We start from the raw sequence: 26,945 nt of genomic DNA, 5'->3' as shown, positions 1-26,945 counted from the left end.
CCATGGATAAAATTGAAGTTCGCGGGGCTCGAACCCACAACCTGAAAAACATATCTCTCGATCTCCCACGCGACAAACTTGTCGTCATTACCGGTTTGTCAGGTTCAGGAAAATCATCCCTAGCTTTTGATACCTTATATGCTGAAGGTCAGCGTCGTTACGTTGAATCACTTTCTGCTTATGCCCGTCAATTCTTATCTATGATGGAGAAGCCGGATGTGGACCACATCGAAGGTTTGTCTCCTGCCATTTCGATTGAACAAAAATCCACATCGCACAACCCGCGTTCTACCGTAGGCACTATTACTGAGATATATGATTATCTGCGTTTGTTGTTTGCCCGTGTTGGCACACCAAAGTGTCCAGAGCATGATGTTGCCTTAGATGCCCAAACAATTTCACAAATGGTCGATCGCGTTATTGCAATGCCTGAAGGGACAAAGCTCATGCTATTGGCTCCAGTGGTCCAAGAGCGCAAAGGTGAACACGTAAATACCTTGCAAAGCCTATCTGCACAAGGCTTTATCCGAGCGCGTATTGATGGTGAAGTATGCGACCTATCCGATCCGCCTACCTTAGATTTACATAAAAAGCACACTATTGAAGTTGTGGTAGACCGATTTAAAGTCCGTGACGATTTGCAATTACGCTTAGCTGAATCTTTTGAAACGGCACTTAATTTATCTGCAGGAAATGCCAAAATTGCTTATATGGATGATCCTGATGCTGATGAGATTATCTTTTCAGCTAATTTTGCGTGTCCACATTGTGGGTACTCTATTGCTGAATTAGAACCTCGCTTGTTTTCTTTCAATAACCCCGCCGGCGCATGTCAAACCTGTGATGGTTTGGGTACCAGACAATTTTTTGATCCCTCAAGAGTGATCACCAATCCTGATATTAGTTTATCGGGCGGCGCTATTCGTGGCTGGGACAAACGCAGTTTCTATTATTTCCAGATGCTTCAGGCCGTGGCTGAGCATTATGATTTTGACTTAAATGTGCCATTTAAAGAGCTCGATAAAAAAGCGGTGGATGTCATTTTAAATGGTTCCAAAGGTCAGTCGATCGCGTTTAAATATATAAACGAGCGTGGCGATATCATGCAGCGCAAACATCCTTTTGAAGGGATTATTCCAAACATGGAGCGCCGTTATAAAGATACGGAATCTAACTCAGTGCGCGATGAGTTATCTAAGTATCTTGCCCAGCAGCCATGTTCGACCTGCCAAGGTTCGCGTTTACGTCTAGAGGCGCGTAATGTATTTATTGAAGGGACGAATTTGCCAGTTGTGGCGCATATGTCGATTGCTGATGCTCTACACTTTTTTCAAAATATGACCTTAACCGGCCAAAAAGCCGCGATTGCAGAGAAAATTTTAAAAGAAATTCAAGACCGTTTAAATTTCTTAGTTAACGTTGGTTTGAATTACTTATCCCTAGAGCGAAGCGCAGATACTTTATCTGGTGGTGAGGCACAGCGTATCCGTCTAGCGAGTCAGATTGGTGCTGGTTTAGTGGGGGTTATGTATGTATTGGATGAGCCCTCAATTGGTTTGCATCAACGCGATAACGAACGCTTACTAAAAACGCTACGTCATTTACGTGATTTAGGAAATACTGTTTTAGTTGTCGAGCATGATGAAGATGCTATTAAAGAAGCTGATTATATTGTTGATATTGGGCCCGGTGCTGGTGTGCACGGGGGAGAAATTATCGCTGAAGGCTCTTTAGAAGACATTATGAATTCGCCGAATTCACTTACGGGTAAATACTTGTCAGGCCGCGAGGGAATTGATATCCCTAAAAAACGAAATAAACCAAAGAAAGACGGTTGGGTTAAATTAGAAGGCGCGACAGGGAATAACCTCAAAGACGTTACACTGAAAATTCCTACGGGTTTGATGACCTGCGTAACAGGGGTGTCCGGTTCTGGTAAGTCAACGTTGATCAACGATACCTTTTATAAAATTGCGCAGCGCGAACTCAATAAAGCGACCACTAACGAGCCTGCGCCATACAAAAAAATCACTGGTTTGGAGATGATGGATAAAGTGGTCGATATTGATCAGTCACCGATTGGGCGTACACCACGTTCAAATCCAGCGACATATGCAGGTATCTTTACTCCGATAAGAGAAATTTTTGCCGGTACCCAAGAAGCACGTTCACGTGGTTATAAAGCAGGGCGATTTAGTTTTAATGTGAAAGGCGGACGCTGTGAAGCCTGTCAGGGTGATGGTGTCATCAAAGTGGAAATGCACTTTTTGCCTGATGTATATGTTCCTTGTGATGTATGTGCTGGCAAACGCTACAATCGTGAAACCTTAGAAATACGTTTCAAAGGCAAGAATATTCACGAAATTTTAGAAATGACAGTAGAAGATGCACGAGAATTTTTTGATGCAATACCTTCTATTAGCCGTAAATTACAAACCCTAATGGATGTTGGTTTGTCATATATCAAGCTAGGTCAAGCCGCTACTACACTATCAGGAGGTGAGGCTCAGCGGGTGAAGTTAGCGAAAGAGCTATCCAAACGCGATACTGGACAAACGTTGTATATCCTAGATGAACCAACGACAGGTTTGCATTTTCATGACATAAAGCAGTTGATGTTTGTCTTGCATCGCCTGCGTGATGCCGGTAATACGATGGTGGTTATTGAGCACAATCTGGACGTGATTAAAACGGCTGATTGGATCATCGATTTAGGACCTGAAGGTGGTTCTGGAGGTGGCCAAATCATTGCTGAGGGGACGCCGGAAAAAGTCGCAGAGAGTGAAGTATCACACACTGGACGATTCTTAAAACCGATGTTACAAGAGCGAATCAGCTGAAGTCTTACTTGGGTTTTATAGTGCAGGGGATAAGTTATGTTTAGTGAAAAGTTTAAAATCCGTTTTTGTGAAACAGATGCATTAAAGCATGTTAATAACACCGTTGTCCCTCAATGGTTTGAAACTGCACGTGAGCCAGTTTTTAAGGTCTTTAATCCCACTTTGGATTTAACTAAGTGGCCTCTTATTTTAGCGAGTTTTACGGTTGATTTTGTGGCACAAATTCACTACGGAACGGACGTTGAAGTAAGAACAGGGATAGCGCGAATCGGCAATAGTTCGTTTACCGTTTATCAAGAGGTTTGGCAGTCTGAACAGTTGGTAGCAAAAGGAACGACGACTATGGTGCATTTCGATTATGAAAATAATTGTTCTGCACCGATAAGTGCAGAACACAAAACCGCATTGAATGCTTGGCTAGTGCCTGAGTAATCAAATCCTCTGGATTCTTTCGGCGATAACGACTCAATAGTCAGCAATAGGCTATTCATAAGGCTCAACATTTTCTCCTGTGAGTGTATAACTCACCGAGGCAATATCACCGCTCCAGCGTTGGGTGGTTAGTTTACCGGTTACCCACACCGCATCGTATAAATTATCAATAGGTACGGGTTTAGCAAACTTCACGAAGACAATTTGGTTCGATGGTGGGGGTGGCACATGAATACAGGCGCCAAAGTAGGGTACTAACAAAAACTCTGATGTTTCTGTCGCTGTGCCTTCTAAGGGAACAACAAACCCAGGTATTTTTACATACTGACCATCTAATTCAGGTACGACCGGGGCATTAGGTTCTGCTTGTGTCATATTATTCATATGGTCCACAGTAACCTCAGGTGCAATGAAGTTTTTAGGTACCATATCTTCCCAATACAATTCTTTAGGTTCATCCGCATTTACCAATGTGGAAAATAATAAAACCAATATAACCAGTGTTTTTATGAATAGTGAATGCTTACTTAGTATATTATCAAAGACCACTTTACACGCCCTTAGTTGACAGAAGTTGCGAGTATAACTTAGCCAGTGTTGCTTTGTCATACCTTTGACAGATATACTTTTTTGACAATAAACCGAATCAAGATGAGTGTGAGCATGGCTCTATCCAAAGTAATCGAAGCTACGCCCCAAGATATTATGGCACGTTTGGCCAACGCTGAAACATTTGTGCTAAATATTGTGGCGCAATGGTGTCCAGATTGTACGGAACGTCAATCCTTATTTATAAATGACTTTGCTGAAGATTTAGAGGTAAAGGGTTTGTCTGTTCACCAAGTCAATGTCCAAGTCGAGCGCAAAATATTTCTATCTGATGAACACGCAGCACTTACCGATTTGTGTGGAGGCCATGGTTATCCACGTACGATTTTTGTGCAAAACGGTAAGATTATTGATAGTGACAATGTTGAAGTCATTACAAAAAATGGTTTAGCTGAACTCGCTCAACGTTTTAAAGGCTACCTTAAGGCATAGAATAAAAGGATTGCTGTTCACAAAAAAACAATCATCCAGACCCGTTTATCGCAGGATGGATGATTGGCGTTGCTGTACTAATATGGTCTATTTCTGGTAATACTCTAAACAAGTGTTCACTTCATTTTCAGAGCCAATAATCACAGGCACTCGTTGATGAATTTCTGTTGGCATCACTTCCATAATCCGACCATGACCTGTTGAGGCTGCTCCACCAGCTTGTTCCACTAGGAATGCCATTGGATTTGCTTCGTATAACAAACGTAGTTTACCCGGCATTTTAGGATTGCGCTTATCAAACGGATAAGCAAAGATACCACCACGACACAAGACGCGATGAATATCCCCAACCATTGCCGCAACCCAACGCATGTTGAAGTCTTTCTGACGAGGACCTTCTGTGCCCGCAATGAGATCGGATACGTAATTTTGGATAGGGGCTTCCCAGTGTCTTTGATTCGAGGCATTGATAGAAAACTCTGCGGTATCTTTAGGCATTTGGATGTTCGCTTGGGTTACCAAGAAACCACCATGGGTTTTATCCAAAGTATACAAATGAGTACCACGGCCGGTGGTCATCGCTAGCATAGTAGATGGTCCATACAGTACATAGCCAGCCGCTACAATCTGTGTACCCGGTTGCAAGAACGCCGAAGGATCATCTGGTTCCATCCACTGTGGAGCGTGGGTAATAGAAAATATTGTACCAATCAATGAATTGATTTCAGTATTAGATGAACCGTCTAGAGGGTCAAAACTGACGAGGTACTTACCTTCTGGGTTACAAGGTACAACATCGTCTTCTTCTTCCGAGGAGATGGCCTTTACATAACCTGACTCAGCCAACGTATCTTTTAAAATTTGGTTGGAGATAACATCCAATTTCTTTTGGGTCTCCCCTTGGACGTTTTCTGATAGAGTCGAACCTAGTACACCGGCTAATGCACCTTGGCTAACACGGAAAGAAATCTCTTTACAACCAGCTAAAAGAGTACGGATCAATAGGATTAATTCGAGCGGCGCACCATCCTGTTGCAGGCGGGAATTTAATCGTTTCATAGGTTTAAAGCCTTTCATTGTAGGGTTAGAAAATTTCTAATTCAGTGTACCTGTGTTTTAAGTCGATGTTAAATCGCCTATACGATATTTATAAGATATCTGCTAAAGTATGATGATATTTTTCCTTCAGAATAAGAATTTTCTATGCACGTACATATTTTGGGTATTTGTGGCAGCTTTATGGGCGGGATTGCCGCATTGGCTAAATCCTTAGGCCACACTGTGACTGGCTCGGACCGAAATGTTTATCCACCGATGAGCACACAACTTGAATCTCTTGGAATCACCTTGACTGAAGGGTATGACGTGGCACAGTTTGAGCCTGAGCCGGACATGGTAATTATTGGTAATGCGATGTCTCGGGGCAATCCTGCAGTAGAATATGTATTGAACCGAAATTTGCCTTATACCAGTGGGCCTCAATGGCTGTTGGATAATCTCCTTAAAGATCGTTGGGTATTAGCGGTTGCAGGAACGCATGGCAAAACATCGACCTCTAGTATTTTGGCTTGGATTTTAGAATATGCCGGATATGAACCGGGCTTTTTAATCGGTGGTGTGCCTGAAAATTTTGATGTATCTGCGCGAGTTGGCAATAGTAATTTTTTCGTTATTGAAGCGGATGAGTATGATAGTGCGTTTTTTGATAAGCGCTCTAAATTTGTCCATTATCGTCCGCGAACCTTGGTGTTAAATAACCTTGAGTTTGACCATGCTGATATTTTTGATGATTTAAATGCTATCAAGAAACAATTCCACCATCTGGTGCGTTCAGTACCAGCAAATGGTTTAATTTTGTCAGAAAAACATGACTATAACATGCAAGATGTCATTGAGATGGGGTGTTGGACTACCCAAGAATTTATTAACAAAGATTGGCAGGCTCAAAAAACAACTCCTGATGGGTCATCATTTACCGTTTTCTACCGCGGTGCAGAACAAGGTGAAGTAAAGTGGTCTTTAATTGGGGACCACAACGTACATAATGGGCTGATGGCGATTGCTGCGGCACACAATGTGGGAGTGACCGTACCTATGGCGATTGCATCATTAGCAGAATTTGTGAATGTAAAACGGCGCATGGAGGTCAAAGGTATCGTAGAAAATGTGACGGTTTATGATGATTTTGCACATCACCCAACTGCGATTAAAACAACCGTTGAAGGGTTACGAGCAAAGGTGGGCGTTAACCGAATTTTGGCGATTTTAGAGCCGCGTTCGAACACGATGAAACTTGGTATTCATAAACATGAACTGACCCAATCTTGGCAGGATTCTGACGAGGTATATATCTTTGAACCGGCTAATCTCAGCTGGTCAATCGATGAAGTGGCAGCGGCCAGTAAAGTCCCAGTTCACAACTACCAAGATGTCGATAAATTAGTCGAAGCCGTCATCAAAGAAGCACAACCATCTGATCATATTTTAGTGATGAGCAATGGCGGATTTGCAGGTATTCATGCTAAGTTATTGAATGCTTTAAATGAAAAATATCCCCAAGGGAGTTAAGCGTGCATCATAAACGAATTACATTAGCGATTACTGGCGCCTCGGGTGCACCTTATGCTTTGCGTTTGTTAGAGTTATTAGTGGCAGCAGAATACCAAGTCTTTGTGTTGATTTCTGCTGCTGCAAAAGTCGTATTTGCGACCGAGGAAAACATAAAATTTCCAAGTGGTAATGAAGCAACGGCGGCATTCTTAACTGAGCGATTTAATGCTCAACCAGAGCAAATTGTTGTTTGTGGCAAAGATGAATGGTTTTCGCCAGTTGCCTCTGGCTCTGCAGCACCGAAACAAATGATTGTTTGTCCTTGTTCGACAGGTTCGTTATCCGCAATTGCTACCGGCGCGAGTAATAATTTGATTGAGCGAGGGGCTGATGTTGTCCTAAAAGAGCGTGGCCAACTGATATTGGTGCCTCGTGAAATGCCGTTTTCTACCATCCATTTGGAACATATGTTAAAGCTATCGCAAATGGGCGCAACTATTATGCCCGCTGCTCCCGGCTTTTATCATGAGCCTGAATCCATCAGCGACCTGGTTGATTTTGTGGTGGCACGTATTTTGGACCATATTGGTGTGGACCAAACCATCATGCAACGCTGGGGTTACGGCAAAAAATAATCCATAATTTTCAGTGTAAATGGGCGCTGAACGGTTAATTGATAGAATAGGAATGAAATATGCGTTTATGGTTACTTAGTGCAGCTTTAGTTTGTTCCCTGGCGAGTTCATCAGTATTCGCATGGGGGCAAGTGGGTCACCGTGTCACGGGGAAGATCGCAGAACAATATTTAACGCCAGAGGCAAAGGCGGCTTATAAGAAGTTATTCCCGCTGGAATCTCTTGCTGAAATTTCTAGTTATGCCGATGAAAATCGCTCAAACCCGGCGCCATTTTGGCAAAAAGAAGCAGGGCCATATCACTATGTGACAGTACCAGATGGTAAACATTATCACGAGGTAGGTGCACCGGCACAAGGCGATTCTTATACGGCATTAAACAAGTTCAGAAGTATTGTCCTAGACGAGACAAAATCATTAGCTGAACGCCGCCGCGCATTGCATTTTATCGTGCATATTATAGGTGATTTGCATCAGCCTTTGCATGTTGGGAATGGCACAGACAGAGGGGGGAACGATGTCAAATTATCGTTTTTCTGGTCTAACTCAAATCTACATCGAGTATGGGACAGTGGTTTGATTGATCGCTTGCAACTATCTTATACCGAATGGTATGAATGGTTATCAGTTAAAATTACTGAGGAGCAAGCAGAGCGTTGGATGGAGCCAGATCCTCTGGTCTGGATTGCAGAAAGTAAAATGCTTCGCGACGGTGTTTATCCGAAAGTAGAAGACAACAAAAAAATCCGTTTATCTTGGGATTATTTGTACGAACACAAGCCAACCGTCAAGCGTCGTTTATCTCAAGGTGGTGTGCGGATTGCCGCTTACTTAAATGAAATGTTTGCAAAGTAAGACCGGATAGCAATGGGATTTTGGGCAAAGCTCAAAAAAAAGCGACAAAATCCCCCACAAAGTAAGATAAATCCTAAAGTTGCACGACAATTTACTTGCTTTTTAGGCTGAGGTTACCGATCATAAGCCTATGATAAATAATTAGGTTTGCTATGCAATTTTTCCCAACATCACGGTCGCGCGGTGTTTTGGTTTTGTTAGTGTTAATGGGTGTATCTGCATGTGGTCAAAAAGGCCCACTGCGTCTACCACCAGAGGCACCAAAACCAAATACCGGATTGGCAACATCGAAAACTGTTGTGTCAGTTTCTGTTGCAGATGTGAGTGCAATTGTAAGCCCCAGCGCTGTCGTTTCTTCGACGAGCAAACCTAATGCAAACGAGTAAGTATAATGGATTTTTTTTCCTACCAAGATAACACCTTATTCGCTGAGGACGTTTCTTTAGCACAAATAGCCGCCGAACACGGTACACCGACTTATGTCTATTCCCGCAAAACCTTAGAACGGCATTGGTATGCTTTTGATAACGCTTTGTCTGCCCATCCACATTTAATATGTTTTGCAGTAAAAGCGAATTCAAATATCGGCGTGTTAAGTGTGCTAGCAAAGTTAGGCTCAGGATTCGATATTGTTTCTGGTGGCGAATTAGCACGAGTGTTAGCTGCCGGTGGGGATCCAGGTAAAGTCGTTTTTTCTGGTGTAGCAAAAACTGAAGATGAGATCCGCTTTGCGCTAGAACAAGAGATCTTATGCTTTAATGTCGAATCATTTGCCGAATTAGATCGCATCCAAAAAGTAGCTGCGGAGCTAAACGTACAAGCGCCTATTTCTTTGCGGATCAATCCTGACGTAGATGCCAATACCCACCCATATATTTCCACTGGTCTAAAAGCCAACAAATTTGGTATTGAACACGAAAAAGCGGTAGAGACTTACCAGTACGCGAAAACCTTACCGAACCTAACCATTAAAGGAATGGATTGTCATATTGGCTCGCAGTTAACCGAAACGGCTCCTTTTGTTGATGCACTCGATCGCCTCTTGAGTTTGGTTGATGAATTAGCAAGTTTAGATATTCATATCAAACATTTGGATGTGGGTGGTGGTTTAGGCGTTACTTACAAAGATGAGGTTGCACCACACCCGAACGATTACGCTTCGGCGATTGCATCCCGAATGGCACAGCGCCCCGAACTAACGTTAATTATGGAACCTGGCCGTGCCATAGCTGCGAATGCAGGTGTGCTTCTTACTAAGGTCGAATTTGTTAAACAAAATGCAGAAAAGAATTTTGCAATTATTGATGCAGCGATGAACGATTTACTGCGTCCAGCCCTATATAGCGCATGGCAGGACATTGTTCCTGTATTGCCAAGATTAAATACACCTAAAGTGACTTATGATGTCGTAGGACCGGTTTGTGAAACAGGTGATTTCTTGGGTAAAGACCGCGATTTGGCGATTCAATCTGATGATATCTTGGCAGTAAAAAGCGCTGGTGCGTATGGTTTTGTAATGTCATCAAATTACAATACTCGGACTCGAGCTGCTGAGATATTAGTGGATGGTGAACAAGTTCATGTTGTGCGTAAACGCGAAGTGCTAGCTGATCTTTGGGCTAACGAATCAACGGTATAAAGACGGTTGAATAATAACTAAAACAAGGCGTCATAATGGTCGTTGAATTTACAAAAATGCATGGCTTGGGAAATGACTTTATGGTCGTTGATAATGTGACCCAAAATGTATTTTTCTCACAGGAAAAAATTAAACAGTTATCGGATCGCAATTTCGGGATCGGTTTTGATCAATTACTGGTCGTTGAGCCACCATATGCGCCCGAAGAAGACTTTCATTACCGTATATATAATGCGGATGGCTCCGAGGTAGAACAGTGTGGTAATGGCGCTCGTTGTTTTGCACGCTTTGTCAAAACCAAAGGTTTGACCAACAAACATAAAATTGCAGTGACCACAAAAGCTGGCAAGATGATGTTGTATCTAGAAAAAGATGGTCAAGTCACTGTGAATATGGGCAAGCCAAACTTTGCACCCGATGCTGTTCCAATCAAAGCTCAAAAACAAGAAAAAACTTATATCATACGTAATGACGATAGTACGTATTTCTGTGGTGCGGTATCGATGGGTAACCCACATTGTATGATTCTTGTGGACGATGTTGATAACTATGATGTCACAGGCGTCGGGGCATTATTAGAAAGTCATGAGCGGTTTCCAGCTCGAGTTAATGTCGGATTCATGCAGATTATTAACTCCAGCACAGTCAAACTTCGTGTCTTTGAGCGTGGTGTCGGTGAGACACTTGCTTGTGGCAGTGGGGCGTGTGCGGCAGTTGCCATTGGGCAAATCCAAGGAAAATTAGACAAAGAAGTCAAAGTCACCTTACCTGGTGGTGATCTCGTTATTAAATGGCCAGGGCCTGACCACAGCTTAAAAATGACAGGTCCCGCCCAATTTGTATATGATGGAAAAATTCACCTATGAGCAAAGATAATTTGCCAACACCACCGGACTCTCCTCAATCAGAAGGGGAAACCTCTGCGTTTCAGACTAGTGATAAACTCAATGTGACAGCCCAAAACGTCGCAGATTATCTAGCGGAACATCCCGATTTTTTTACTGATTATCCTGATTTAGTTGCGGAACTCGCTCTGCCGCACCAACAAAAAGGAACGGTCTCCTTGGTTGAGATGCAAACAGAGCAACTAAGAACTCAGTTACACCAGCAAAGACAAGAGCTGGCTTCTTTGATACGCACAGCTGATAACAACGAACAGTTGTTCCAAGTGTATGCTCAATTACTGCAATCGCTATACAACTGTACTACCATAGATTCGGTAGAAGACGCTTTACATCAGTGCTTTAAAGGTGAGTTGGCATTTGCTAACGTTACTGTAGACTTGTTTGTGAAAAGTCCAGATTTTGCTAATTTCCAGCATCATCAACTTATTGAGAAGCGTTTCAAAAATAGTGATTTTTTCTTTGGGCGTTTGGGGCAAGCAGAGACCAAGCAAATATTCAATGACGCTTCGGTGAATTCATGTGCGTTAATGCTGTTGGGTGAAGCAGAAAAGCTGGGTATTTTAGCTGTCGGCTCGGATAGTCCTACGCATTTTCATCCGGATATGGATACGCTATTTCTATTGCAGTTAAAACGCCTATTAGAACAAGTCCTTAGGCGCATATTGGAGAAGTAAATGCTGGATTGTACAGATTCACTCATTACTGATTTTGTACAAATGCTCCAAGTTGAGCGCCATTATTCTTTGCATACCATACAAAGCTACCATAGCCATATTGAGACGAGCAAAACCCTTTTGAGATTGACTGGATGGGATGGATTGACAGTCGATCATGTCCGCTTGTTGGTCATGAAATCTAAACAAGCGAAATTATCAGCCCGCTCTATTAGCCTGCGTTTATCAGCTTTACGACATTTCTGTCAGTTTTTAGTTGAGCGCAAGGTGTTACAGCAAAACCCCGCCGAGTCGGTGAGTGCACCAAAGATCGGTAAATTACTACCTAAAAACATGCCTGCAGAAGCGGTTTCTAGTTTATTAGATTTTACCCCTGAATCCCTTCACGATATTCGAGATAAAGCGATGTTTGAAGTGGTTTACGGTTGTGGTTTGCGTTTAAGTGAAGTTACTGGGTTAAATATGGTAGATATTTTATCGAGTAGACAGCTTAAAGTCTGGGGTAAAGGCCAAAAACAACGTTTACTTCCTGTAGGTAATGTTGCTTGGGAAGCATTACAAGATTGGCTAAAAGTAAGGCCACAATGGCTAGTCAGCGATTTTAGTGCGGTATTTTTAAGTCAGCGCGGCAATCGCCTGGGTAATCGCCAAGTAGCGAAACGCTTGGACCAACTTGCCGTGCGTCAGGGAATGAATACAAATATCTCTCCTCATAAACTGCGCCATTCCTTCGCTACACACGTATTAGAATCATCAGGTGATTTGCGTGCTGTTCAAGAACTGCTGGGGCATGCAAATTTATCGACTACACAGGTATATACACATCTCGATTTTCAGCATCTTGCTCGTGTGTATGATAAAGCACACCCTAGGGCCAAAAAATGATTTTTTACCGCAAGATTACGCCGATAAAAGCAATGACTTTTGATATTGATGATACTTTTTATAACAACTGGCCATATATCAAAGAGGCTGAGCAAGCACTCACTCACTATATTGCAGATCAATATCCTAGCTTAGGTCATATCACGTGGGCTGACCGTTTAGCGGCGAAAGAAAAAGTGTTAACTCAACGTCCAGAAATCGCTTTTGATATGTGCAAACTGCGCCTTGCAACTCTAGAATTTCTTTTTTCGGACTTAGGTTTAAATCCTATTGAGGCAAGTAAAACGGCACAGGATTGTTTTGCATACTTTTATTTCAAACGTAGTGATTTTACGATAAACCCAGAATACCATAGCACCATGTCAGTGTTAGCCAGTAAAATCCCTTTGATTGCTATTACTAATGGGAATGTAAATATGCAACAAATTGGATTGGCTCAGTATTTTACGGGTGTTTATCATGCCAGTGTCGAATATAAAGCCAAACCTCATCCAGATATGTTTATCGCTGCACAACAAGATTTGCTCGTGTCGATGCAAGATATTTTGCATATCGGTGATTGTCCGATAAATGACGTTTGGGGTGCTTACAAAATGGGTATGCAGACGGCTTGGTATGCAGATGATCGCGAGATGAGTATCAATCAAGAAAAGTTCAGAGTTTTACCTTCTGTCCAATTAACGAATTTACATGAGTTAGTCGATTTAATATAAGTATCTAAGGTGTATCACTATCTGATTTTATACTGTATATATTCACAGCTTACGTTATAATTCCAAAAAAATATCAATGTACAAGGTCAGCACAACGATGGATGTTTCTCAATTACTCGATGGTTTAAATGATAAGCAAAGAGATGCAGTAGCGGCACCTGCCCAAGATTGTCTCGTGCTTGCGGGTGCTGGGAGTGGTAAAACACGCGTCCTTATTCATCGTATATCATGGTTAATGGCTGTAGAGAATATCGCGCCGTTTTCTATCTTAGCAGTGACCTTCACCAATAAAGCGGCTCGAGAAATGCGTGGTCGTTTGGAGCATTTACAAGGTCGTTCGTTACATTCTATGTGGATTGGGACCTTTCATGGTTTAGCCCATCGTTTATTGAGAGCTCATTATAGTGAGGCAAACCTACCAGAGCAATTTACGATTCTCGATTCAGATGATCAGCATCGCCTGATTCGTCGCATTATCAAGTCGATGAACTTAGATGAAAAACATTGGCCAGCAAAATCTATCCAGTGGTATATAAATGGCAATAAGGATGAAGGCTTACGACCTAATGATATAGAAACACATGGGGATGCTAATCAACAAAAAATGCGTGAGATTTATCATGCTTATCAACAAACCTGTGACCGTTCTGGGTTAGTCGATTTTGCTGAATTATTACTTCGTGCATATGAGTTGTGGCGTGATAATCCAAGGGTACTAAAGCATTATCAAGACCGCTTCCGTGCAGTGTTGGTCGACGAGTTCCAAGACACGAATAATATTCAATATGCATGGCTTAAACTGCTGTCTGCAGATCACAATAACATGATGATTGTGGGTGACGACGATCAGTCAATTTATGGTTGGCGTGGTGCTAACGTTGAAAATATCTCCCATTTCCTAAAAGATTTTCCAGGTTCAAAAACGATTCGTTTAGAACAAAATTACCGTTCAACGGGTAACATTCTAAAATCGGCAAATGCAGTTATTGATAATAATCAAGGTCGTTTAGGTAAAGAGCTGTGGACCCAAGATGCCGAAGGCGAAAAGATTGGAATTTATGCAGGATTTAATGAATTAGATGAAGCTCGTTTCATTGTAGGTCGTATCAAAGAATGGCTGGATGGTGGCAATGCCTTGAGTGATTGCGCTATTTTGTACCGCAACAACGCCCAGTCACGAGTCTTGGAAGAAGCTTTGTTGCATGAAGCGTTACCGTACCGTATTTACGGCGGGTTACGTTTTTTCGAACGCCAAGAAATCAAAGATGCGTTGAGCTATCTCCGCTTGATTAATCATCATCAGGATGACGCTGCATTTGAGCGGATTGTTAATACACCGACGCGCGGTATGGGTGATAAAACCCTACAAAATATTCGTGAGTTTGCGCGAGATCATGAATTATCCATGTGGGCAGCCTCTGTGTTAATGCTCAAAGAAAAAAGGCTGTCAGGTCGTGCGGGGAATGCATTACAAGCCTTTGTCGATTTGGTACAACAACTCTCTGCCGATATCGCAGAAAATGCATTGGAGCAACAAGCCGATCACGTGATTAAGCATTCCGGTTTGTTAGCCATGTATCAAGCGGAAAAAGGTGAAAAAGCGAAGGCTCGGGTTGAAAACTTAGAAGAGTTAGTCACCGCTTGCAAACAATTTGAGGTGCCAGAAGAGGCCGATGATATGACGCCATTGTCAGCGTTTTTAGCTCATGCGTCTTTGGAGTCTGGCGAAAATCAGGCCGACGCACATCAAGATGCGGTACAAATGATGACAATCCATACAGCAAAAGGGTTGGAATACCCATTAGTTTTTATGGGCGGGGTTGAGGAAGGCATGTTCCCTTCGGCGATGAGTAATGACGAACCAGGTCGTTTAGAGGAAGAGCGTCGTTTGTGTTATGTTGGTATGACGCGAGCGATGCAAAAACTCTATATGACTTATGCAGAATGTCGTCGGGTCTATGGCCAAGATAAGTTTCATACCGCCTCTCGTTTTATTCGTGAAATTCCTGCTGAGTGTATGGAGGAAATCCGTTTACGTCAGACCGTTTCACAGCCTGTGCATAATCGTTTTAGTCCTACCACGTCACATGAAGCATTTAATGAGAGTGGATTTAATCTAGGTATGCGTGTGGAACATGCTAAGTTTGGTGAAGGCACCGTACTAAATTATGAAGGGTCGGGTGAAAGTGCTCGAGTGCAAGTTCAGTTTGATGACTTTGGTGCCAAATGGCTGGTGCTCGCTTATGCGAAATTACAGCCGCTTTAATCAAAGCTTGTTTTTCTTATGGTGCTGATAAGCATCAAAAGTGAAAATAGCTAAACCCGCCCAAACAAAGCCAAAGGTGATTAAACGCTCTAGTGTAAAGGGTTCTTTGTATAGCAATACAGCCAAGACAAACATCAGTGTTGGACCGATGTATTGAAAGAACCCGAGTGTTGAATAAAGGATCCTGCGAGCGGCAGCAGTAAAGCACAGTAGAGGTGCGGTGGTAATAATGCCTGCAAAAATTAATAGAGCATTCAGTGTGGCTGTATTGTGAGCAAAGTTACTTGTTGGGCTATCAGTCCATAACCAATACGCCAGAGCCAAAGGTAACATCATAAGTGTTTCTATTAATAAACCAGGGATAGAGTCTACCGAGACTTGTTTCCGTAATAATCCGTATAAGCTAAAACTCAATGCCAGCGTTAACGCAATCACGGGAACCTCGCCAAAGGTAATTAGCAAAATTAAAACGCCAGAAAAAGCTAAGCCTACTGCCACTTTTTGTAAACGGCGAAAACGTTCGCCTAAGAAGATAAACCCAAATAGCACATTAAATAAGGGGTTAATATAGTAACCCAAACTCGCTTCTAGCAAATGATCGTTGTTGATTGCCCAGATAAATAATAACCAATTCCCTCCTAACAAAATGCCAGAGGCCAGTAACATCAACATGACTTTGGAAGATTGCAGTGCAGCTTTGACTTTAGCTATCTGACGCAGGGCAAAAATAAGACCGACCAAAACGACTGCAGACCAAACTATCCGATGCATTAAAATTTCTACGGCAGGGATATCTTGTAACTGTTTAAAATAAATCGGGGCTAAACCCCACATAAAATAAGCAGCTATGGCTAATAAAACACCTGCTTTTTGGTCTGACATAGGTGTCGTATTTGGAGTAGCAGGAGGCATCTTGGACATGAGTTCTGTAGGAAAATTCGAGGATACAGGAATTGTTGTCTAATCATCGTCAGTTAGCAAGAGATTTATTTCTTTAAGACAGTAACCATTTAGCCAAAAACAGCGTAAAATTAAATAACTGAATTCTTTGGTTAGAGTGATGAAGCTCAGCAAAATTCGAGACTTCTTTACCTACATCACCCAATAAATTGCTTTGCACGGTAGAGTTACAAGATTAATGAACTAAGCAGTTTATGAAGCTATAAAAGAGAACATCCTTGTCAGTAGATTATACAGCCTCAGTAAATCATGTCGCAGAAGCTACAGCGCAGCATAATAAATTGACCAAGATCCTAGCAGATACTTTTGGGTATTCGACTTTCCGCGTCGGCCAAGAAATCGTCATTGAACAAGCTTTGGCCAAAAAAGATACGCTGGTGTTGATGCCAACGGGTGGCGGAAAATCGCTATGCTATCAAATTCCAGCTTTGGCCCAAGATGGTCTAGTTTTGGTGGTTTCTCCGCTTATTTCATTGATGCAAGACCAAGTAGAACAATGCCGAGCGGTTGGCATAAATGCGGGACTAGTAAACTCAGCTTTAACTCCAGAGCAAATACAAGCTGTATTCGGTCAAATGCATCGTCATGAGTTGGATATTTTATTTGTAGCACCCGAGCGTTTATTACAGCTGAATTTTATGGAGCGCCTCCAAGAACTCAATATCGGGTTGATTGCGGTAGATGAAGCGCATTGTGTTTCGCATTGGGGGCATGATTTCAGACAAGATTATCGTATGCTAGGCAAGGTACGTGAGCACTTACCATACGTACCAATAATGGCACTTACCGCCACAGCTGATCTCGCGACACGTGAGGATATTACGCATCAGTTGAGTTTGGATAATGCGTTTGTACATCTGGCTAGTTTTGACCGACCGAACATTCAATATACGGTCGCTAGTAAATACAAGCCCCTTGATCAAATTGTAGAATTTATTAAACAGCGCGATGGCAGCGGGATTATTTATTGTAATAGTCGGAAAAAAGTAGACGAGATAGCGACAAAGCTGAATCAGCGTGGTTATCGTTGTGGTGCTTATCATGCAGGTTTAACCACCGATGAAAGGGCCCAAGCTCAGCGTGATTTTCAAGTTGATAACCTTGAACTTATGGTTGCGACTGTCGCTTTTGGCATGGGCATCAACAAGTCTAATGTACGTTTCGTGATTCACCATGATTTGCCACGTAGTATTGAAGCTTATTATCAAGAGACAGGTCGAGCAGGACGTGATGGTTTACCGGCAGAAGCGTTATTATTGTTTGCCGAACGTGACGCCGCTAGGATCCAAGAATGGATTGAAACAGGTGAGGGAGCAAGGACCGAGGTTGAGTTAGAAAAGTTTGCAGCTATGCAAAAATTTGCAGAAGCCCAAACCTGTCGTCGCCAAGTTTTATTAAATTATTTTGCTCAATACAGTGATACTCAATGCGGAAATTGTGATGTTTGCTTGGATCCACCTCAGCATTTTAGTGCGCTAGAGATTGCGCAAAAAGTATTGTCTTGTGTATATCGAATGCGTCAACAAGGCACAGCTAACCAAGTAGTCGAGGTGTTGAAAGGTCGAAAGCCCGCCAAAATTATTGAGTTTGGTTTTGATAAAATCTCGACATTTGGGATTGGTAAGAATAAACCTGATGAGTATTGGTTTAATATTATTAATCAACTTGTGCACCAAGGATTCTTGCGTATTGATATTACACGGTATGGTGCGCTGAGTTTAACCGAGGCTGCCAAGGACGTTCTACGCGGTACATTTGAATTGCAACTTGCCGTGCCTCGTTTAACCGTAGTGAGTACTCGCAAAGCGACAAGTGCGGCTAAAAACTATGACAAAGCGTTGTTTGCTAAATTAAAACACCTGCGTAAACAACTTGCAGATCAGCAAGATATCCCACCTTTTGTCGTGTTTTCCGATGCCAGTTTGATGGATATGGCTGACCAATTACCACAAACCCAATATGATTTTTTACAGATCAGTGGTGTTGGTCAGGTCAAATTAGAAAAGTACGGGAATGATTTTATCGCAGCGATTACTGCACACTGTATGGCATAAACGACATCGCTTATTTAGGTCCGAAATCGTAATCCCCACCTTTTGCTAAGGCGGCTAGATAGGCTTTGCGAGATTGCATTGCAGAAACATATTTGTGAATAACAGCATCGATCTTCTTACCTTGGGTAGCCACTAAAGCCTCCAATGGAAACAGCATCATAATATCAACAGCACTCAGTGCTTTTCCAACAAAGAAAGGCGAGCCGTTGGCTTGTTGCTGAGCAAGATGGCTCTTCACAAACTCTAAGTTAGCTTCGTGATTTGGAGTGTAGTATGCATCTAAAATAGCGTCGATGACTTTATTAGCAATAGTGCTTACAAAAATGGGTTTTTTCTTCGCTTTTGCTTTACCTAAAACTAGATTAGCAATAAGTGGGGGCATCATCGTCCCTTCGGCAAAATGATACCAAAAGGAATATTGTTGGAATAAGGGGGCACTCGGGGGAATAATCAAGGACTGTTCTAAATGAGTCGCCTGGGCAGAGTATTTGTGGGCAAGATACTCTACTATTGCACCACTCTCCGATAAAACAATAGGCGTGTTGTCATGACTCTCGTCTGCATTATTCTGTGTAGATATTGTTACGACGGGAAATCTACCAAGAGGAAATATATCCCGCATGGACTGAGGCGCTAGTCCCGTTTTAGCATCACGGTGATGCGCTTGGGTGGTATATTCCAAACCCAGTTCTTCGAGCAACCAGAGAATGCGCTGAGAGCGTGAATTGTTTAAATGATGCAAAGTAATCATGTGTTGTACCTTTTTTTATTATTCTTTTAATACCATCGTAGCGATGATTCGGATTACAGCAAACTCTTAAAAGTTATGCGCATTGTATGATTAAATGCACACTTTTTAAACGCATTACAATGACGTTAAAACAAAATAGACATCCTGATGTTAATATTTTATCCGTCGAGGCTAAACTTAACTGTTGGTTAAACCGTAAAATAGCGATATCTTACGATTTATATAGCAAAGAAAACTGGAGCTCGTCATTTCTTCTAACGGCCAATCGCTACCCCAAAAAACAACCACACGTTGTGGCTTTACGTATAGCTATGCAAATGAGTTGGCAGAGTGTGCTACCCAAATAATACCAACACCTTTGTATTCACCCAAACTAGTCACGGTCAATCATGAATTATGGCAAGGGCTTGGTTTGCCTGAAGCCTGGTTAGACGAGGATAACTTAGTCAGACAGTTATTTTCTGCTGACACGCCATTAACCAAATTATCGATTGCTCAAAAATACGGTGGACATCAATTCGGCCAATGGAACCCGATGCTCGGGGATGGTCGAGGTTTGTTACTGGCAGAAGTGATTGGAGCTGATGGCGCGAAACACGACTTGCATTTAAAGGGGGCAGGGCCAACACCTTATTCCCGCCATGCTGACGGACGTGCGGTATTGCGATCTACCATCAGGGAGTATTTAGCGAGTGAGGCGATGCATCATTTAGGCATTCCAACATCCAGAGCATTATGTTTGTTTACAACAGACGAGCCAGTATATCGAGAACAACAAGAACGAGCGGCAATGATGATCAGGACAGCACCGAGTCATCTAAGGTTTGGTCATTTTGAATATTATCACCACAGTAATGAACCAGAAAAATTAGATAAGTTGTTTGCTTATGCCTTTAAGCATCATTTTCCGCAAGCGCGCCAAGCAGAAAATCCACACTTAGCGATGTTACAAGAAATTACATCATCTACGGCAAAGATGATCGCTAAATGGCAAGCTTATGGTTTCAATCACGGTGTCATGAATACCGATAATATGTCAATTCACGGTATTACGTTTGATTATGGGCCATATGCATTTTTAGATGATTTTGAACCACATTACATTTGTAATCGCAGTGATCACCAGGGACGTTATCGTTTTTCAGCCCAACCCAGCATTGGTCTGTGGAATTTGAACGCATTGGGTCAAGCGTTTAGACGTTACGCAGATATCCCAAGTATCACTGGGGTATTAGAAAGTTTTGAGGAGACGTTGATTGCTCATTATCATGAACTGATGTTACGACGTTTGGGGTTTTCCGAAAAAACCACAGAAGCTTTGGCGTGTATTACTGAGTTTACCTTGTTACTACAAACGACCAAACATGATTATCATTTGGCTTTTCGAGAGTTATGCGGTCATCAATCGTGGGCACAGATGCATGAGGTACGTGACTTACATCTTGATATTGAAAGCTTTGATAAATGGTTTACAAACTACCAATCGGCTATTAACGCACAAAACATTTCGTTTGTTGATTTACAATCACGTTTGACTAAAGAAAACCCTGCGGTAGTGTTGCGTAATCATCATGCGCAAAACGTCATAGAAGCAGCTGAAGCAGGTGATTTTGAGCCATTTAATGCCTATTTGGCAGCATTATCGACGCCTTTTTCCGAACCTGTTAGTGCCCCACGCTTTGCCACAGCACCAGACGCTGACGTTAAAGGAATTGCATTGTCATGTTCAAGTTAGCTCTAACGACTAAATCTTACTGCTTGAAATCGAAAAAAACGTTACAATATATTGCTTATATAAAATCAAAGGCCTTCTCCAATCATGTCTAGATACGAATTTGTTAGTGCTGCTAAATTACCAACTCGATTTGGTGAGTTTACCATTCACGGTTTTGTAGATGTTACCACTAACCAAGAGCATGTTGCGCTAACCTTTGGCAAATGGCAGCGCGAAGATACTGTGCCGATTCGTATACACTCTGAGTGTTTAACGGGTGACTCGTTGTTCTCAACACGGTGTGACTGTGGTTTTCAGCTAGAAAAAGCATTACAAAACATTACGGAGAATAAGGTTGGGGTGTTGTTGTATTTGCGCCAGGAAGGACGGGGGATTGGTTTATTAAATAAAATCCGTGCTTATGCCTTGCAAGATACAGGTATGGACACGGTAGAAGCGAATGAGCATTTAGGGTTCGACGCAGATTTACGTGAGTATGATATTTGTCAATTTATGCTGGGGCACCTTGGTGTACAAAATGTCAGTTTAATGACTAACAACCCGAAAAAAATCGCAGCACTTACTGAGATGGGGATAAATGTCGTTTCTAGAAAACCCATTGATCATGGCATGACAGCCGATAACAAAGGTTATCTTAAAACGAAAACAGAAAAACTTGGACACGAGTTCGACCCTCACTTGTTCAAATAATCCAAGCTCGCGGCGACAAATTTAGCAGGTGAATGTTTATCCATATTAAAGTACAACGATGGCTCTATGAGTTCGACTTCCATGAGTTGCCATTGTTGTTCATTAAATACCAAATCGACTCTTGCATAGAGAGCTTCTTCTGGTAGTTTCGCTAATACTTTCTTCGCAGCAATCATCTGTTCCATATCTGGGGTAATGGTGTAAAGCTGCCCACCATGCTCTTCTTGAACTCTGAAATCCCCCTGTTTAGGAACCTTTTTGATAGCGTGTGAGTATTGCCCATTAAAATAGAAGAGTGAGTACTCACCATCGGTAATGATGCTTTTTAGAAAGGGTTGTACCATGCAGTCTAATTCATTGAAAACAGTATTTAATGTGTCAGCTTGGGCTACCAATGATTCTGGAGTGAGTCTAAATGTATTGTCTGAGTTGGCACTGATTAAAGGCTTAATTACTATTTCTGCAGAAGCAAACTCTTGGAAATGTAAGGCTATTTCTTCAGTATTTATTCCTTTGTAAAATCGGGACGGAATAATAGTTACCCCATCACTGGCTAAGTCTTGTAGGTACCACTTAGAAATATTCCACTGCATCAGTGCGTAGGGATTGGCAAGTACTGTTGCACTGGCTTCTATTCTGGCGAGTACTGCAGTAAAAGCCTTGGGATCATCCTGATAATCCCAGGTACTGCGGACAATGACTAATTCATAATTAGACCAATCTACATCAGGTGCATGCCAAGATATAACATCGACTGTGTAACCTTTAGCCGCAAAATGAGGGATTAATAAATCATCCCAAACATAAAAGTCTTCAAGATTATCAGTAGAGAGAAAACAGATTTTTTGCATATGGGTGCGATTATTTGATGTTATATAATATAAATTATCACTGATACTCAGTGGAATAGCCATTTTTTTGTTTAACCCGCTGCGGTAAAACTGCATAGGGTTTCATTACTATCAATATAACTGCACTGTGTCTGTGCGAAACGCCCCAGAATAATGCATTGGACTATACGGAATACGACCAATATTGCCTCAATTTACGATGAAACCTTGTCAATCAAGCACTATAAATTAGTGGAATGTTCTTTGCTACTAAGCTTTACTTGTAAAACAGATGCCTCATTTTGAGGCAAATCAATCAAAGTGTGAGAGTCTAATGGATACAGTGAATAGTGCAGTAGAAACATTACTGCAAAGTGCGAATACGTTATTTGTATTGCTTGGTGCCGTGATGGTGTTTGCGATGCATGCCGGTTTTGCTTTTTTAGAAGTAGGGACTGTGCGTCATAAAAACCAAGTGAATGCTTTAGTAAAAATCATGACTGATTTTGGTGTATCTTGTGTTTGTTATTTCTTTATTGGTTATTTTATTGCATATGACACAACTTTCTTGGCCTCTGCAGCAGATTTAAGTGCAAATAGCGGCTATGAACTGGTCAAGTTCTTCTTCTTGATGACATTTGCCGCAGCTATTCCCGCGATAGTATCTGGTGGTATAGCTGAACGCGCCCAATTTTATCCTTTCCTAATAGCATCTGGCTTAATTGTTGGTTTTGTATATCCTTTCTTTGAAGGCATCATTTGGAATGGTAATTACGGTTTCCAAGCTTGGCTAGAAGCGTCTTTTGGTGCAAGTTTTCATGATTTTGCCGGCTCAGTCGTAGTACATGGTGTTGGTGGTTGGTTAGCTTTAGTTGCCGTTATATTGCTAGGTTCGCGTAATGGACGCTATAAAAATGGTAAGCTAAATGCATTTGCACCTTCTAATATCCCATTTTTAGCCTTGGGTGCTTGGATACTTTGTATCGGTTGGTTTGGTTTTAATGTGATGTCAGCGCAAGCGCTAGATGGCATTAGTGGATTGGTCGCTGTGAACTCTCTTATGGCGATGGTTGGTGGTATTTTAACTACAATGTGGTTTGGTAAAAACGACCCTGGTTTTATTCATAACGGTCCATTAGCAGGATTAGTTGCGGTTTGTGCTGGTTCTGATGTCATGCATCCAGTGGGGTCTTTATTTGTTGGTGGTGTTGCTGGCTGGTTGTTTGTATGGTTATTTACCATTATGCAAAACAAAATCAAAGTAGATGATGTTTTAGGTGTCTGGCCTTTACACGGTGTGTGTGGAGCGTGGGGTGGTATTGCTGCTGGTATTTTTGGTTTAGAAGCTTTAGGCGGTCTAGGTGGTGTAGCGTTTATGTCACAAGTGGTTGGTACTATTGCTGGTATTTCGGTTGCACTTATTGGTGGATTAATTGTTTACGGTGGTGTGAAGCAATTAATGGGCTTGCGTTTATCGGAAGAAGACGAGTACAAAGGTGCTGATTTAGCCATTCATCGCATCGGTTCGACTAATTCAGATAATGGATAAACGTTCATTAAATACAGAATGAACGTTTAGTAGTAATGTAAAAAAAGGGTCTATATAATTTATAGCTCTTTTTTTGTGCCCAGTTGTGCAGTATGTGGTCTGTCATTTTCTTAAAGTAAGCACTAGAATGTTTACTTTGAATCACGTCAATAGAAAATATTTTTCTGGTATATTTGAGATTTAGATGTATAGTAACAGAGAGCTAGCATAAGGATTTACTGGTTAAACTTTTTGCTTGTTTATCAATCGTAGGACGATGATAGGCATGGTGTAGTCTAGTGAACTTTAATAAACCTAAAATACTGGTTATCGATGCTAATATGCACTTTGCTGAAGTATTGCCTGAGACATATAAATACTTTGATATTGAAGTTGTACAAAAACCAAGTGAAGGTTTGCAAGTCGCTTACCAAGGTGATGTTGACGTCATTCTCCTGGATCTAGACACCGAGCTTCACAACCCTTTTGAACTTAGCATGCAGTTCAAGCAATCCATGATTACCCGTGATATCCCAATTATTGTCATATCGAATGATGAATCACTTCAAATGAGGATTAACACGTTCAGGTTTGGTGGTGTGGATTACCTCAGCAAAGACAGCTCCACTGCTCAATTTGTTAGTAAAATTACACATCATGTGAATGCTTACAAGCGCGCCAAAGACTATCAGTATTTAGACGCCCAAAAAAATATTACCCCCGAATACCAATTGGATCTGCGTTTAAAAAAATTGAAACGTCGCAATGTTGAAAATGAGCAACTTAGTTTATTATTATTTGATGTTGATACCTCACAAGTGACTATTTCTCTTGCTGATGCCTGTGATATTTCTAAAGAAATGTGTAGTGAGACGCTGCAGAGTATCATAAACCGTATTATTAAACGCGAAAACGACTCAGTGGTTAAACTATCTGATACTAAGTTTGCAGTTGTTTTACCAAATACAGATTTACAAGGCGCGTTAAGTGTTGCCGACCGGATTAATGAGACTTTCTTTTTTACGACAAACAGCCCAACATCTAAAATAAATTTTCCTAGTAATGCTCTCAAAGTAGGGATCACTACAGTCAATCATTTATTCAATAACTCTCATCAAAGCATTCTGGAAAGTGCGGAAGCTGCACTAGAAGAAGCCAAACGTTCAAATGAGTTCTTTTGTATCAACTGAGTATCTTGTTTCAGGTACATAGAAGGTATGTCAGCACTTTGTTAGCCTTTAACCACTAATTTTTTCTAAAGCTCGTTCCCATTGGTCGGGAGTATTGGTGTTGGTCCATGCATCATCTACATCTAGCGTGATTAGATCAGCGCCATGTGCTTGCACAAATTGTTGAACACCGAGTCCTTGCGCAGAGGTAACACGTTCAGTGAGATCCATAAAAATGGAGTCTGTACATGGGACAAAGAGCGGTAGAGGGTGATTGGCTACGTGGACAAAACGGCGAGTTCGCTTACCCTGATTGAGTAAATTTTGTAACCATTGTACTTGCATGCATGGCATATCAATAGGCATACACAATAGTGCATCGGTTTGACCGATATATGTGTGCATAGCAGCATGGATCCCAGCAAGCGGTCCACAATCAGGATGGATATCGGCAATACGCTGGTAATGTAATGGATGTGGTTGATTAGTGTTAATGACAACTCGGTCGATGCCGGTTGCTGTAAGCAATGCGACAGTAAAATCTAGCATGGATTGGTCAAAGCGTTGTAAGTATGCTTTGTTTTGCCCCATACGCTGACTTTTCCCACCGGCTAAGACAACTCCTGTGATATGCATCATTTCTCCATTTTCTCATGTTTAACAACAAGCATAACAAACCAAGCACTACCCGCCTAACATGGCTAAGTGCGAGGTGCTACCAGAGTTGGCTTGGTGTAACCCATGTGTTGCTGTTTTATGTTGCAACTGCCCTTGTAACCAAGTCTCAAGTTGTGGAATGTCTGAATCGTTTTGTAATAGGTGTCTTAAAGACTGCCCTTCTTCGGCAAATAAACAGGCGTGTAGCGCACCACGTGCGGTGATCCGAAGACGGTTACAACTAGCACAAAAATCATCGCTATAAGGTAAGATAAAGCCAAGGTTACCTTGGTATTCTGGATGAGCTAGCTCTAGTGCTGGGCCTGCGGTTGCACTGCGTGGACTAAGTTGCCAACCACGTTTTTGTAGATGTCCTAAAAATTGCTCTCCGCGGACGTGATTATCAGCAAAGAAAGTAGCATTATCACCTGTTTGCATTAACTCAATGAAACGCAGACTGATAGGCGTGTCTTTGACCCAAGCCAAAAATTGATACCACTGATGCAGGTTGTATTGTTTCAGTAATACAGTATTGACTTTGGTGGGGAGTCCTCGTGCCAGTGCTCGATAAATACCATCGAGAATCGCTTGGTGTTTATTGCTGCCTGTAATCAGTGCAAATTGGTTGGGATCTAAACTGTCAATAGAGACATTAAGTTGTGTGAGGCCGGCTGCATGCCAAGCGTCGATATTTTGCAGTAAATTAAAACCATTGGTTGTTAATGCAACCTCTTCAATACCTGGGGTTTGGGCGACGAGGCTGATGATCTCAGTGAGGTCTTTGCGCAGTGCTGGTTCACCACCGGTAATACGAATTTTGCGAACCCCAGCCTGAGCCAGTCCACGAGCAAGACGGGAAATTTCTGAGAGAGAAAGAAAATTATGTGATTGTGTTTTGCGATACCCGTTAGGCAAGCAATAATTGCACTTGAAATTACACGCATCGGTGATGGATAACCGTACATAAAAGAACGCACGTTCGTGAGTATCGACTAGCATAAGGGGTTCACTAAATCACAATAGGATAAATAATACATTGTGATTACAAGGTTTGTGCCAACTATATAAGTCAATAAAAACAATAAGTTAAAGAATTTTGTTCATTATTCTTGATGTGCTATTCGGGAAAACTCACGA

General features: G+C 41.9%; 26 protein-coding genes. 19 read left to right on the top strand and 7 right to left on the bottom strand.

The window, feature by feature from the left end; all coding sequences use genetic code 11:
* The first annotated feature begins 2 nt into the window (after positions 1-2).
* Complete coding sequence (gene uvrA / locus NLF92_RS04705; RefSeq protein WP_254099370.1) at positions 3-2,840, top strand: excinuclease ABC subunit UvrA; 2,838 nt, start codon at positions 3-5, stop codon at positions 2,838-2,840.
* A 36-nt stretch (positions 2,841-2,876) separates the two neighbouring features.
* On the top strand, positions 2,877-3,272 hold the full coding sequence (locus NLF92_RS04700; RefSeq protein WP_254099368.1) for an acyl-CoA thioesterase: 396 nt from the start codon (positions 2,877-2,879) through the stop codon (positions 3,270-3,272).
* Positions 3,273-3,323: 51 nt separating this feature from the next.
* Here the strand turns inward: NLF92_RS04700 and NLF92_RS04695 are convergent, their stop codons facing one another.
* Positions 3,324-3,782 (bottom strand): DUF3299 domain-containing protein, encoded by a 459-nt coding sequence (locus NLF92_RS04695; RefSeq protein WP_254099408.1) that lies wholly within the window; start codon positions 3,780-3,782, stop codon positions 3,324-3,326.
* A 153-nt stretch (positions 3,783-3,935) separates the two neighbouring features.
* Between NLF92_RS04695 and NLF92_RS04690 the strand changes: the two genes are divergently transcribed.
* Positions 3,936-4,313: a TlpA family protein disulfide reductase gene (locus NLF92_RS04690; protein ID WP_254099366.1), complete on the top strand. Its 378-nt coding sequence runs from the start codon at positions 3,936-3,938 to the stop codon at positions 4,311-4,313.
* An 87-nt stretch (positions 4,314-4,400) separates the two neighbouring features.
* Here the strand turns inward: NLF92_RS04690 and NLF92_RS04685 are convergent, their stop codons facing one another.
* Positions 4,401-5,372, bottom strand: coding sequence for a class 1 fructose-bisphosphatase (locus tag NLF92_RS04685; RefSeq protein ID WP_254099364.1), 972 nt, complete (start codon positions 5,370-5,372; stop codon positions 4,401-4,403).
* Between the two features lie 144 nt (positions 5,373-5,516).
* Between NLF92_RS04685 and mpl the strand changes: the two genes are divergently transcribed.
* The 10 genes from mpl to uvrD all read left to right on the top strand — a co-directional run bounded on the left by mpl (position 5,517) and on the right by uvrD (position 15,434).
* Positions 5,517-6,881 carry a UDP-N-acetylmuramate:L-alanyl-gamma-D-glutamyl-meso-diaminopimelate ligase gene (gene mpl / locus NLF92_RS04680; protein ID WP_254099362.1) on the top strand — a complete coding sequence of 455 codons (1,365 nt, stop codon included), beginning with the start codon at positions 5,517-5,519 and terminating at the stop codon, positions 6,879-6,881.
* A 2-nt stretch (positions 6,882-6,883) separates the two neighbouring features.
* Positions 6,884-7,498: a flavin prenyltransferase UbiX gene (locus tag NLF92_RS04675; protein WP_254099360.1), complete on the top strand. Its 615-nt coding sequence runs from the start codon at positions 6,884-6,886 to the stop codon at positions 7,496-7,498.
* A gap of 59 nt (positions 7,499-7,557) precedes the next feature.
* A complete protein-coding gene (locus NLF92_RS04670) occupies positions 7,558-8,352 on the top strand; it encodes a S1/P1 nuclease (RefSeq protein ID WP_254099358.1) in 795 nt (264 codons plus the stop codon).
* Between the two features lie 152 nt (positions 8,353-8,504).
* A complete protein-coding gene (gene lptM, locus NLF92_RS04665; RefSeq protein ID WP_254099356.1) occupies positions 8,505-8,738 on the top strand; it encodes an LPS translocon maturation chaperone LptM in 234 nt (77 codons plus the stop codon).
* 5 nt (positions 8,739-8,743) lie between these two features.
* Positions 8,744-9,991 carry a diaminopimelate decarboxylase gene (gene lysA, locus NLF92_RS04660; RefSeq protein ID WP_254099354.1) on the top strand — a complete coding sequence of 416 codons (1,248 nt, stop codon included), beginning with the start codon at positions 8,744-8,746 and terminating at the stop codon, positions 9,989-9,991.
* Positions 9,992-10,026: 35 nt separating this feature from the next.
* Entirely contained in the window at positions 10,027-10,857 is an 831-nt protein-coding gene (gene dapF, locus NLF92_RS04655; protein WP_254099352.1) for a diaminopimelate epimerase, read from the top strand.
* Positions 10,854-11,570, top strand: a complete 717-nt coding sequence (locus NLF92_RS04650; RefSeq protein WP_254099350.1) for a DUF484 family protein — start codon at positions 10,854-10,856, stop codon at positions 11,568-11,570. Before dapF ends, NLF92_RS04650 begins: the two co-directional genes overlap by 4 nt.
* Positions 11,571-12,455 carry a tyrosine recombinase XerC gene (locus NLF92_RS04645; protein ID WP_254099348.1) on the top strand — a complete coding sequence of 295 codons (885 nt, stop codon included), beginning with the start codon at positions 11,571-11,573 and terminating at the stop codon, positions 12,453-12,455.
* Entirely contained in the window at positions 12,452-13,168 is a 717-nt protein-coding gene (locus NLF92_RS04640; RefSeq protein WP_254099346.1) for an HAD-IA family hydrolase, read from the top strand. Before NLF92_RS04645 ends, NLF92_RS04640 begins: the two co-directional genes overlap by 4 nt.
* A gap of 97 nt (positions 13,169-13,265) precedes the next feature.
* Complete coding sequence (gene uvrD, locus NLF92_RS04635) at positions 13,266-15,434, top strand: DNA helicase II (RefSeq protein ID WP_254099344.1); 2,169 nt, start codon at positions 13,266-13,268, stop codon at positions 15,432-15,434.
* On the opposite strand, the gene rarD is transcribed toward uvrD, so the two are convergent.
* A complete protein-coding gene (rarD, locus tag NLF92_RS04630) occupies positions 15,435-16,355 on the bottom strand; it encodes an EamA family transporter RarD (protein ID WP_432420206.1) in 921 nt (306 codons plus the stop codon). It abuts the gene before it with no gap.
* Between the two features lie 257 nt (positions 16,356-16,612).
* Here rarD and recQ point away from each other — a divergent pair, with 257 nt between their 5' ends.
* Complete coding sequence (recQ, locus tag NLF92_RS04625; RefSeq protein ID WP_432420205.1) at positions 16,613-18,448, top strand: DNA helicase RecQ; 1,836 nt, start codon at positions 16,613-16,615, stop codon at positions 18,446-18,448.
* 10 nt (positions 18,449-18,458) lie between these two features.
* Here the strand turns inward: recQ and NLF92_RS04620 are convergent, their stop codons facing one another.
* On the bottom strand, positions 18,459-19,199 hold the full coding sequence (locus NLF92_RS04620; RefSeq protein WP_254099342.1) for a glutathione S-transferase N-terminal domain-containing protein: 741 nt from the start codon (positions 19,197-19,199) through the stop codon (positions 18,459-18,461).
* A 119-nt stretch (positions 19,200-19,318) separates the two neighbouring features.
* On the opposite strand from NLF92_RS04620, the gene NLF92_RS04615 reads away from it, so the two are divergent.
* The 3 genes from NLF92_RS04615 to ribA all read left to right on the top strand — a co-directional run bounded on the left by NLF92_RS04615 (position 19,319) and on the right by ribA (position 21,624).
* A complete protein-coding gene (locus NLF92_RS04615; protein ID WP_254099341.1) occupies positions 19,319-19,546 on the top strand; it encodes a hypothetical protein in 228 nt (75 codons plus the stop codon).
* On the top strand, positions 19,522-20,934 hold the full coding sequence (locus tag NLF92_RS04610; protein ID WP_254099340.1) for a protein adenylyltransferase SelO: 1,413 nt from the start codon (positions 19,522-19,524) through the stop codon (positions 20,932-20,934). Before NLF92_RS04615 ends, NLF92_RS04610 begins: the two co-directional genes overlap by 25 nt.
* 84 nt (positions 20,935-21,018) lie before the next feature.
* Positions 21,019-21,624, top strand: a complete 606-nt coding sequence (gene ribA, locus NLF92_RS04605; protein WP_254099339.1) for a GTP cyclohydrolase II — start codon at positions 21,019-21,021, stop codon at positions 21,622-21,624.
* Here the strand turns inward: ribA and NLF92_RS04600 are convergent.
* Positions 21,609-22,571 carry an ATP-grasp domain-containing protein gene (locus NLF92_RS04600; RefSeq protein WP_349293219.1) on the bottom strand — a complete coding sequence of 321 codons (963 nt, stop codon included), beginning with the start codon at positions 22,569-22,571 and terminating at the stop codon, positions 21,609-21,611. The two genes, ribA and NLF92_RS04600, sit on opposite strands and share 16 nt — an antisense overlap.
* A 217-nt stretch (positions 22,572-22,788) precedes the next feature.
* On the opposite strand from NLF92_RS04600, the gene NLF92_RS04595 reads away from it, so the two are divergent.
* Together NLF92_RS04595 and NLF92_RS04590 are read left to right on the top strand one after the other, a co-directional pair.
* Positions 22,789-24,003, top strand: a complete 1,215-nt coding sequence (locus NLF92_RS04595) for an ammonium transporter (protein WP_254099338.1) — start codon at positions 22,789-22,791, stop codon at positions 24,001-24,003.
* 278 nt (positions 24,004-24,281) lie between these two features.
* Positions 24,282-25,172 (top strand): response regulator, encoded by an 891-nt coding sequence (locus NLF92_RS04590; protein WP_254099337.1) that lies wholly within the window; start codon positions 24,282-24,284, stop codon positions 25,170-25,172.
* A gap of 48 nt (positions 25,173-25,220) precedes the next feature.
* On the opposite strand, the gene mobA is transcribed toward NLF92_RS04590, so the two are convergent.
* Both mobA and moaA read right to left on the bottom strand, forming a co-directional pair.
* On the bottom strand, positions 25,221-25,787 hold the full coding sequence (gene mobA / locus NLF92_RS04585) for a molybdenum cofactor guanylyltransferase (RefSeq protein ID WP_254099336.1): 567 nt from the start codon (positions 25,785-25,787) through the stop codon (positions 25,221-25,223).
* Between the two features lie 48 nt (positions 25,788-25,835).
* Positions 25,836-26,807, bottom strand: coding sequence for a GTP 3',8-cyclase MoaA (moaA, locus tag NLF92_RS04580; protein ID WP_254099335.1), 972 nt, complete (start codon positions 26,805-26,807; stop codon positions 25,836-25,838).
* Between the last annotated feature and the right edge of the window lie 138 nt (positions 26,808-26,945).

It is taken from the genome of Opacimonas viscosa (genome assembly GCF_024199005.1).
GTDB classification, from domain to species: domain Bacteria; phylum Pseudomonadota; class Gammaproteobacteria; order Enterobacterales; family Alteromonadaceae; genus Opacimonas; species Opacimonas viscosa.
The sequence above is the reverse complement of the archived record's forward strand: the minus strand, read 5'-3'. Positions and strand labels throughout refer to the sequence as shown.

What these genes read in the sequence shown, in the direction of transcription:
- uvrD (WP_254099344.1), top strand. Translation starts at nt 13,266, where the DNA reads ATGGATGTTTCTCAATTACTCGATGGTTTAAATGATAAGCAAAGAGAT.
- NLF92_RS04615 (WP_254099341.1), top strand. Translation starts at nt 19,319, where the DNA reads ATGACGTTAAAACAAAATAGACATCCTGATGTTAATATTTTATCCGTC.
- NLF92_RS04685 (WP_254099364.1), bottom strand. Translation starts at nt 5,372, where the DNA reads ATGAAACGATTAAATTCCCGCCTGCAACAGGATGGTGCGCCGCTCGAA.
- NLF92_RS04640 (WP_254099346.1), top strand. Translation starts at nt 12,452, where the DNA reads ATGATTTTTTACCGCAAGATTACGCCGATAAAAGCAATGACTTTTGAT.
- NLF92_RS04645 (WP_254099348.1), top strand. Translation starts at nt 11,571, where the DNA reads ATGCTGGATTGTACAGATTCACTCATTACTGATTTTGTACAAATGCTC.
- moaA (WP_254099335.1), bottom strand. Translation starts at nt 26,807, where the DNA reads ATGCTAGTCGATACTCACGAACGTGCGTTCTTTTATGTACGGTTATCC.
- lptM (WP_254099356.1), top strand. Translation starts at nt 8,505, where the DNA reads ATGCAATTTTTCCCAACATCACGGTCGCGCGGTGTTTTGGTTTTGTTA.
- dapF (WP_254099352.1), top strand. Translation starts at nt 10,027, where the DNA reads ATGGTCGTTGAATTTACAAAAATGCATGGCTTGGGAAATGACTTTATG.
- lysA (WP_254099354.1), top strand. Translation starts at nt 8,744, where the DNA reads ATGGATTTTTTTTCCTACCAAGATAACACCTTATTCGCTGAGGACGTT.
- NLF92_RS04620 (WP_254099342.1), bottom strand. Translation starts at nt 19,199, where the DNA reads ATGATTACTTTGCATCATTTAAACAATTCACGCTCTCAGCGCATTCTC.
- mobA (WP_254099336.1), bottom strand. Translation starts at nt 25,787, where the DNA reads ATGCATATCACAGGAGTTGTCTTAGCCGGTGGGAAAAGTCAGCGTATG.
- NLF92_RS04690 (WP_254099366.1), top strand. Translation starts at nt 3,936, where the DNA reads ATGGCTCTATCCAAAGTAATCGAAGCTACGCCCCAAGATATTATGGCA.
- NLF92_RS04600 (WP_349293219.1), bottom strand. Translation starts at nt 22,571, where the DNA reads ATGCAGTTTTACCGCAGCGGGTTAAACAAAAAAATGGCTATTCCACTG.
- mpl (WP_254099362.1), top strand. Translation starts at nt 5,517, where the DNA reads ATGCACGTACATATTTTGGGTATTTGTGGCAGCTTTATGGGCGGGATT.
- NLF92_RS04670 (WP_254099358.1), top strand. Translation starts at nt 7,558, where the DNA reads ATGCGTTTATGGTTACTTAGTGCAGCTTTAGTTTGTTCCCTGGCGAGT.
- uvrA (WP_254099370.1), top strand. Translation starts at nt 3, where the DNA reads ATGGATAAAATTGAAGTTCGCGGGGCTCGAACCCACAACCTGAAAAAC.
- NLF92_RS04700 (WP_254099368.1), top strand. Translation starts at nt 2,877, where the DNA reads ATGTTTAGTGAAAAGTTTAAAATCCGTTTTTGTGAAACAGATGCATTA.
- rarD (WP_432420206.1), bottom strand. Translation starts at nt 16,355, where the DNA reads ATGTCCAAGATGCCTCCTGCTACTCCAAATACGACACCTATGTCAGAC.
- NLF92_RS04650 (WP_254099350.1), top strand. Translation starts at nt 10,854, where the DNA reads ATGAGCAAAGATAATTTGCCAACACCACCGGACTCTCCTCAATCAGAA.
- ribA (WP_254099339.1), top strand. Translation starts at nt 21,019, where the DNA reads ATGTCTAGATACGAATTTGTTAGTGCTGCTAAATTACCAACTCGATTT.
- NLF92_RS04595 (WP_254099338.1), top strand. Translation starts at nt 22,789, where the DNA reads ATGGATACAGTGAATAGTGCAGTAGAAACATTACTGCAAAGTGCGAAT.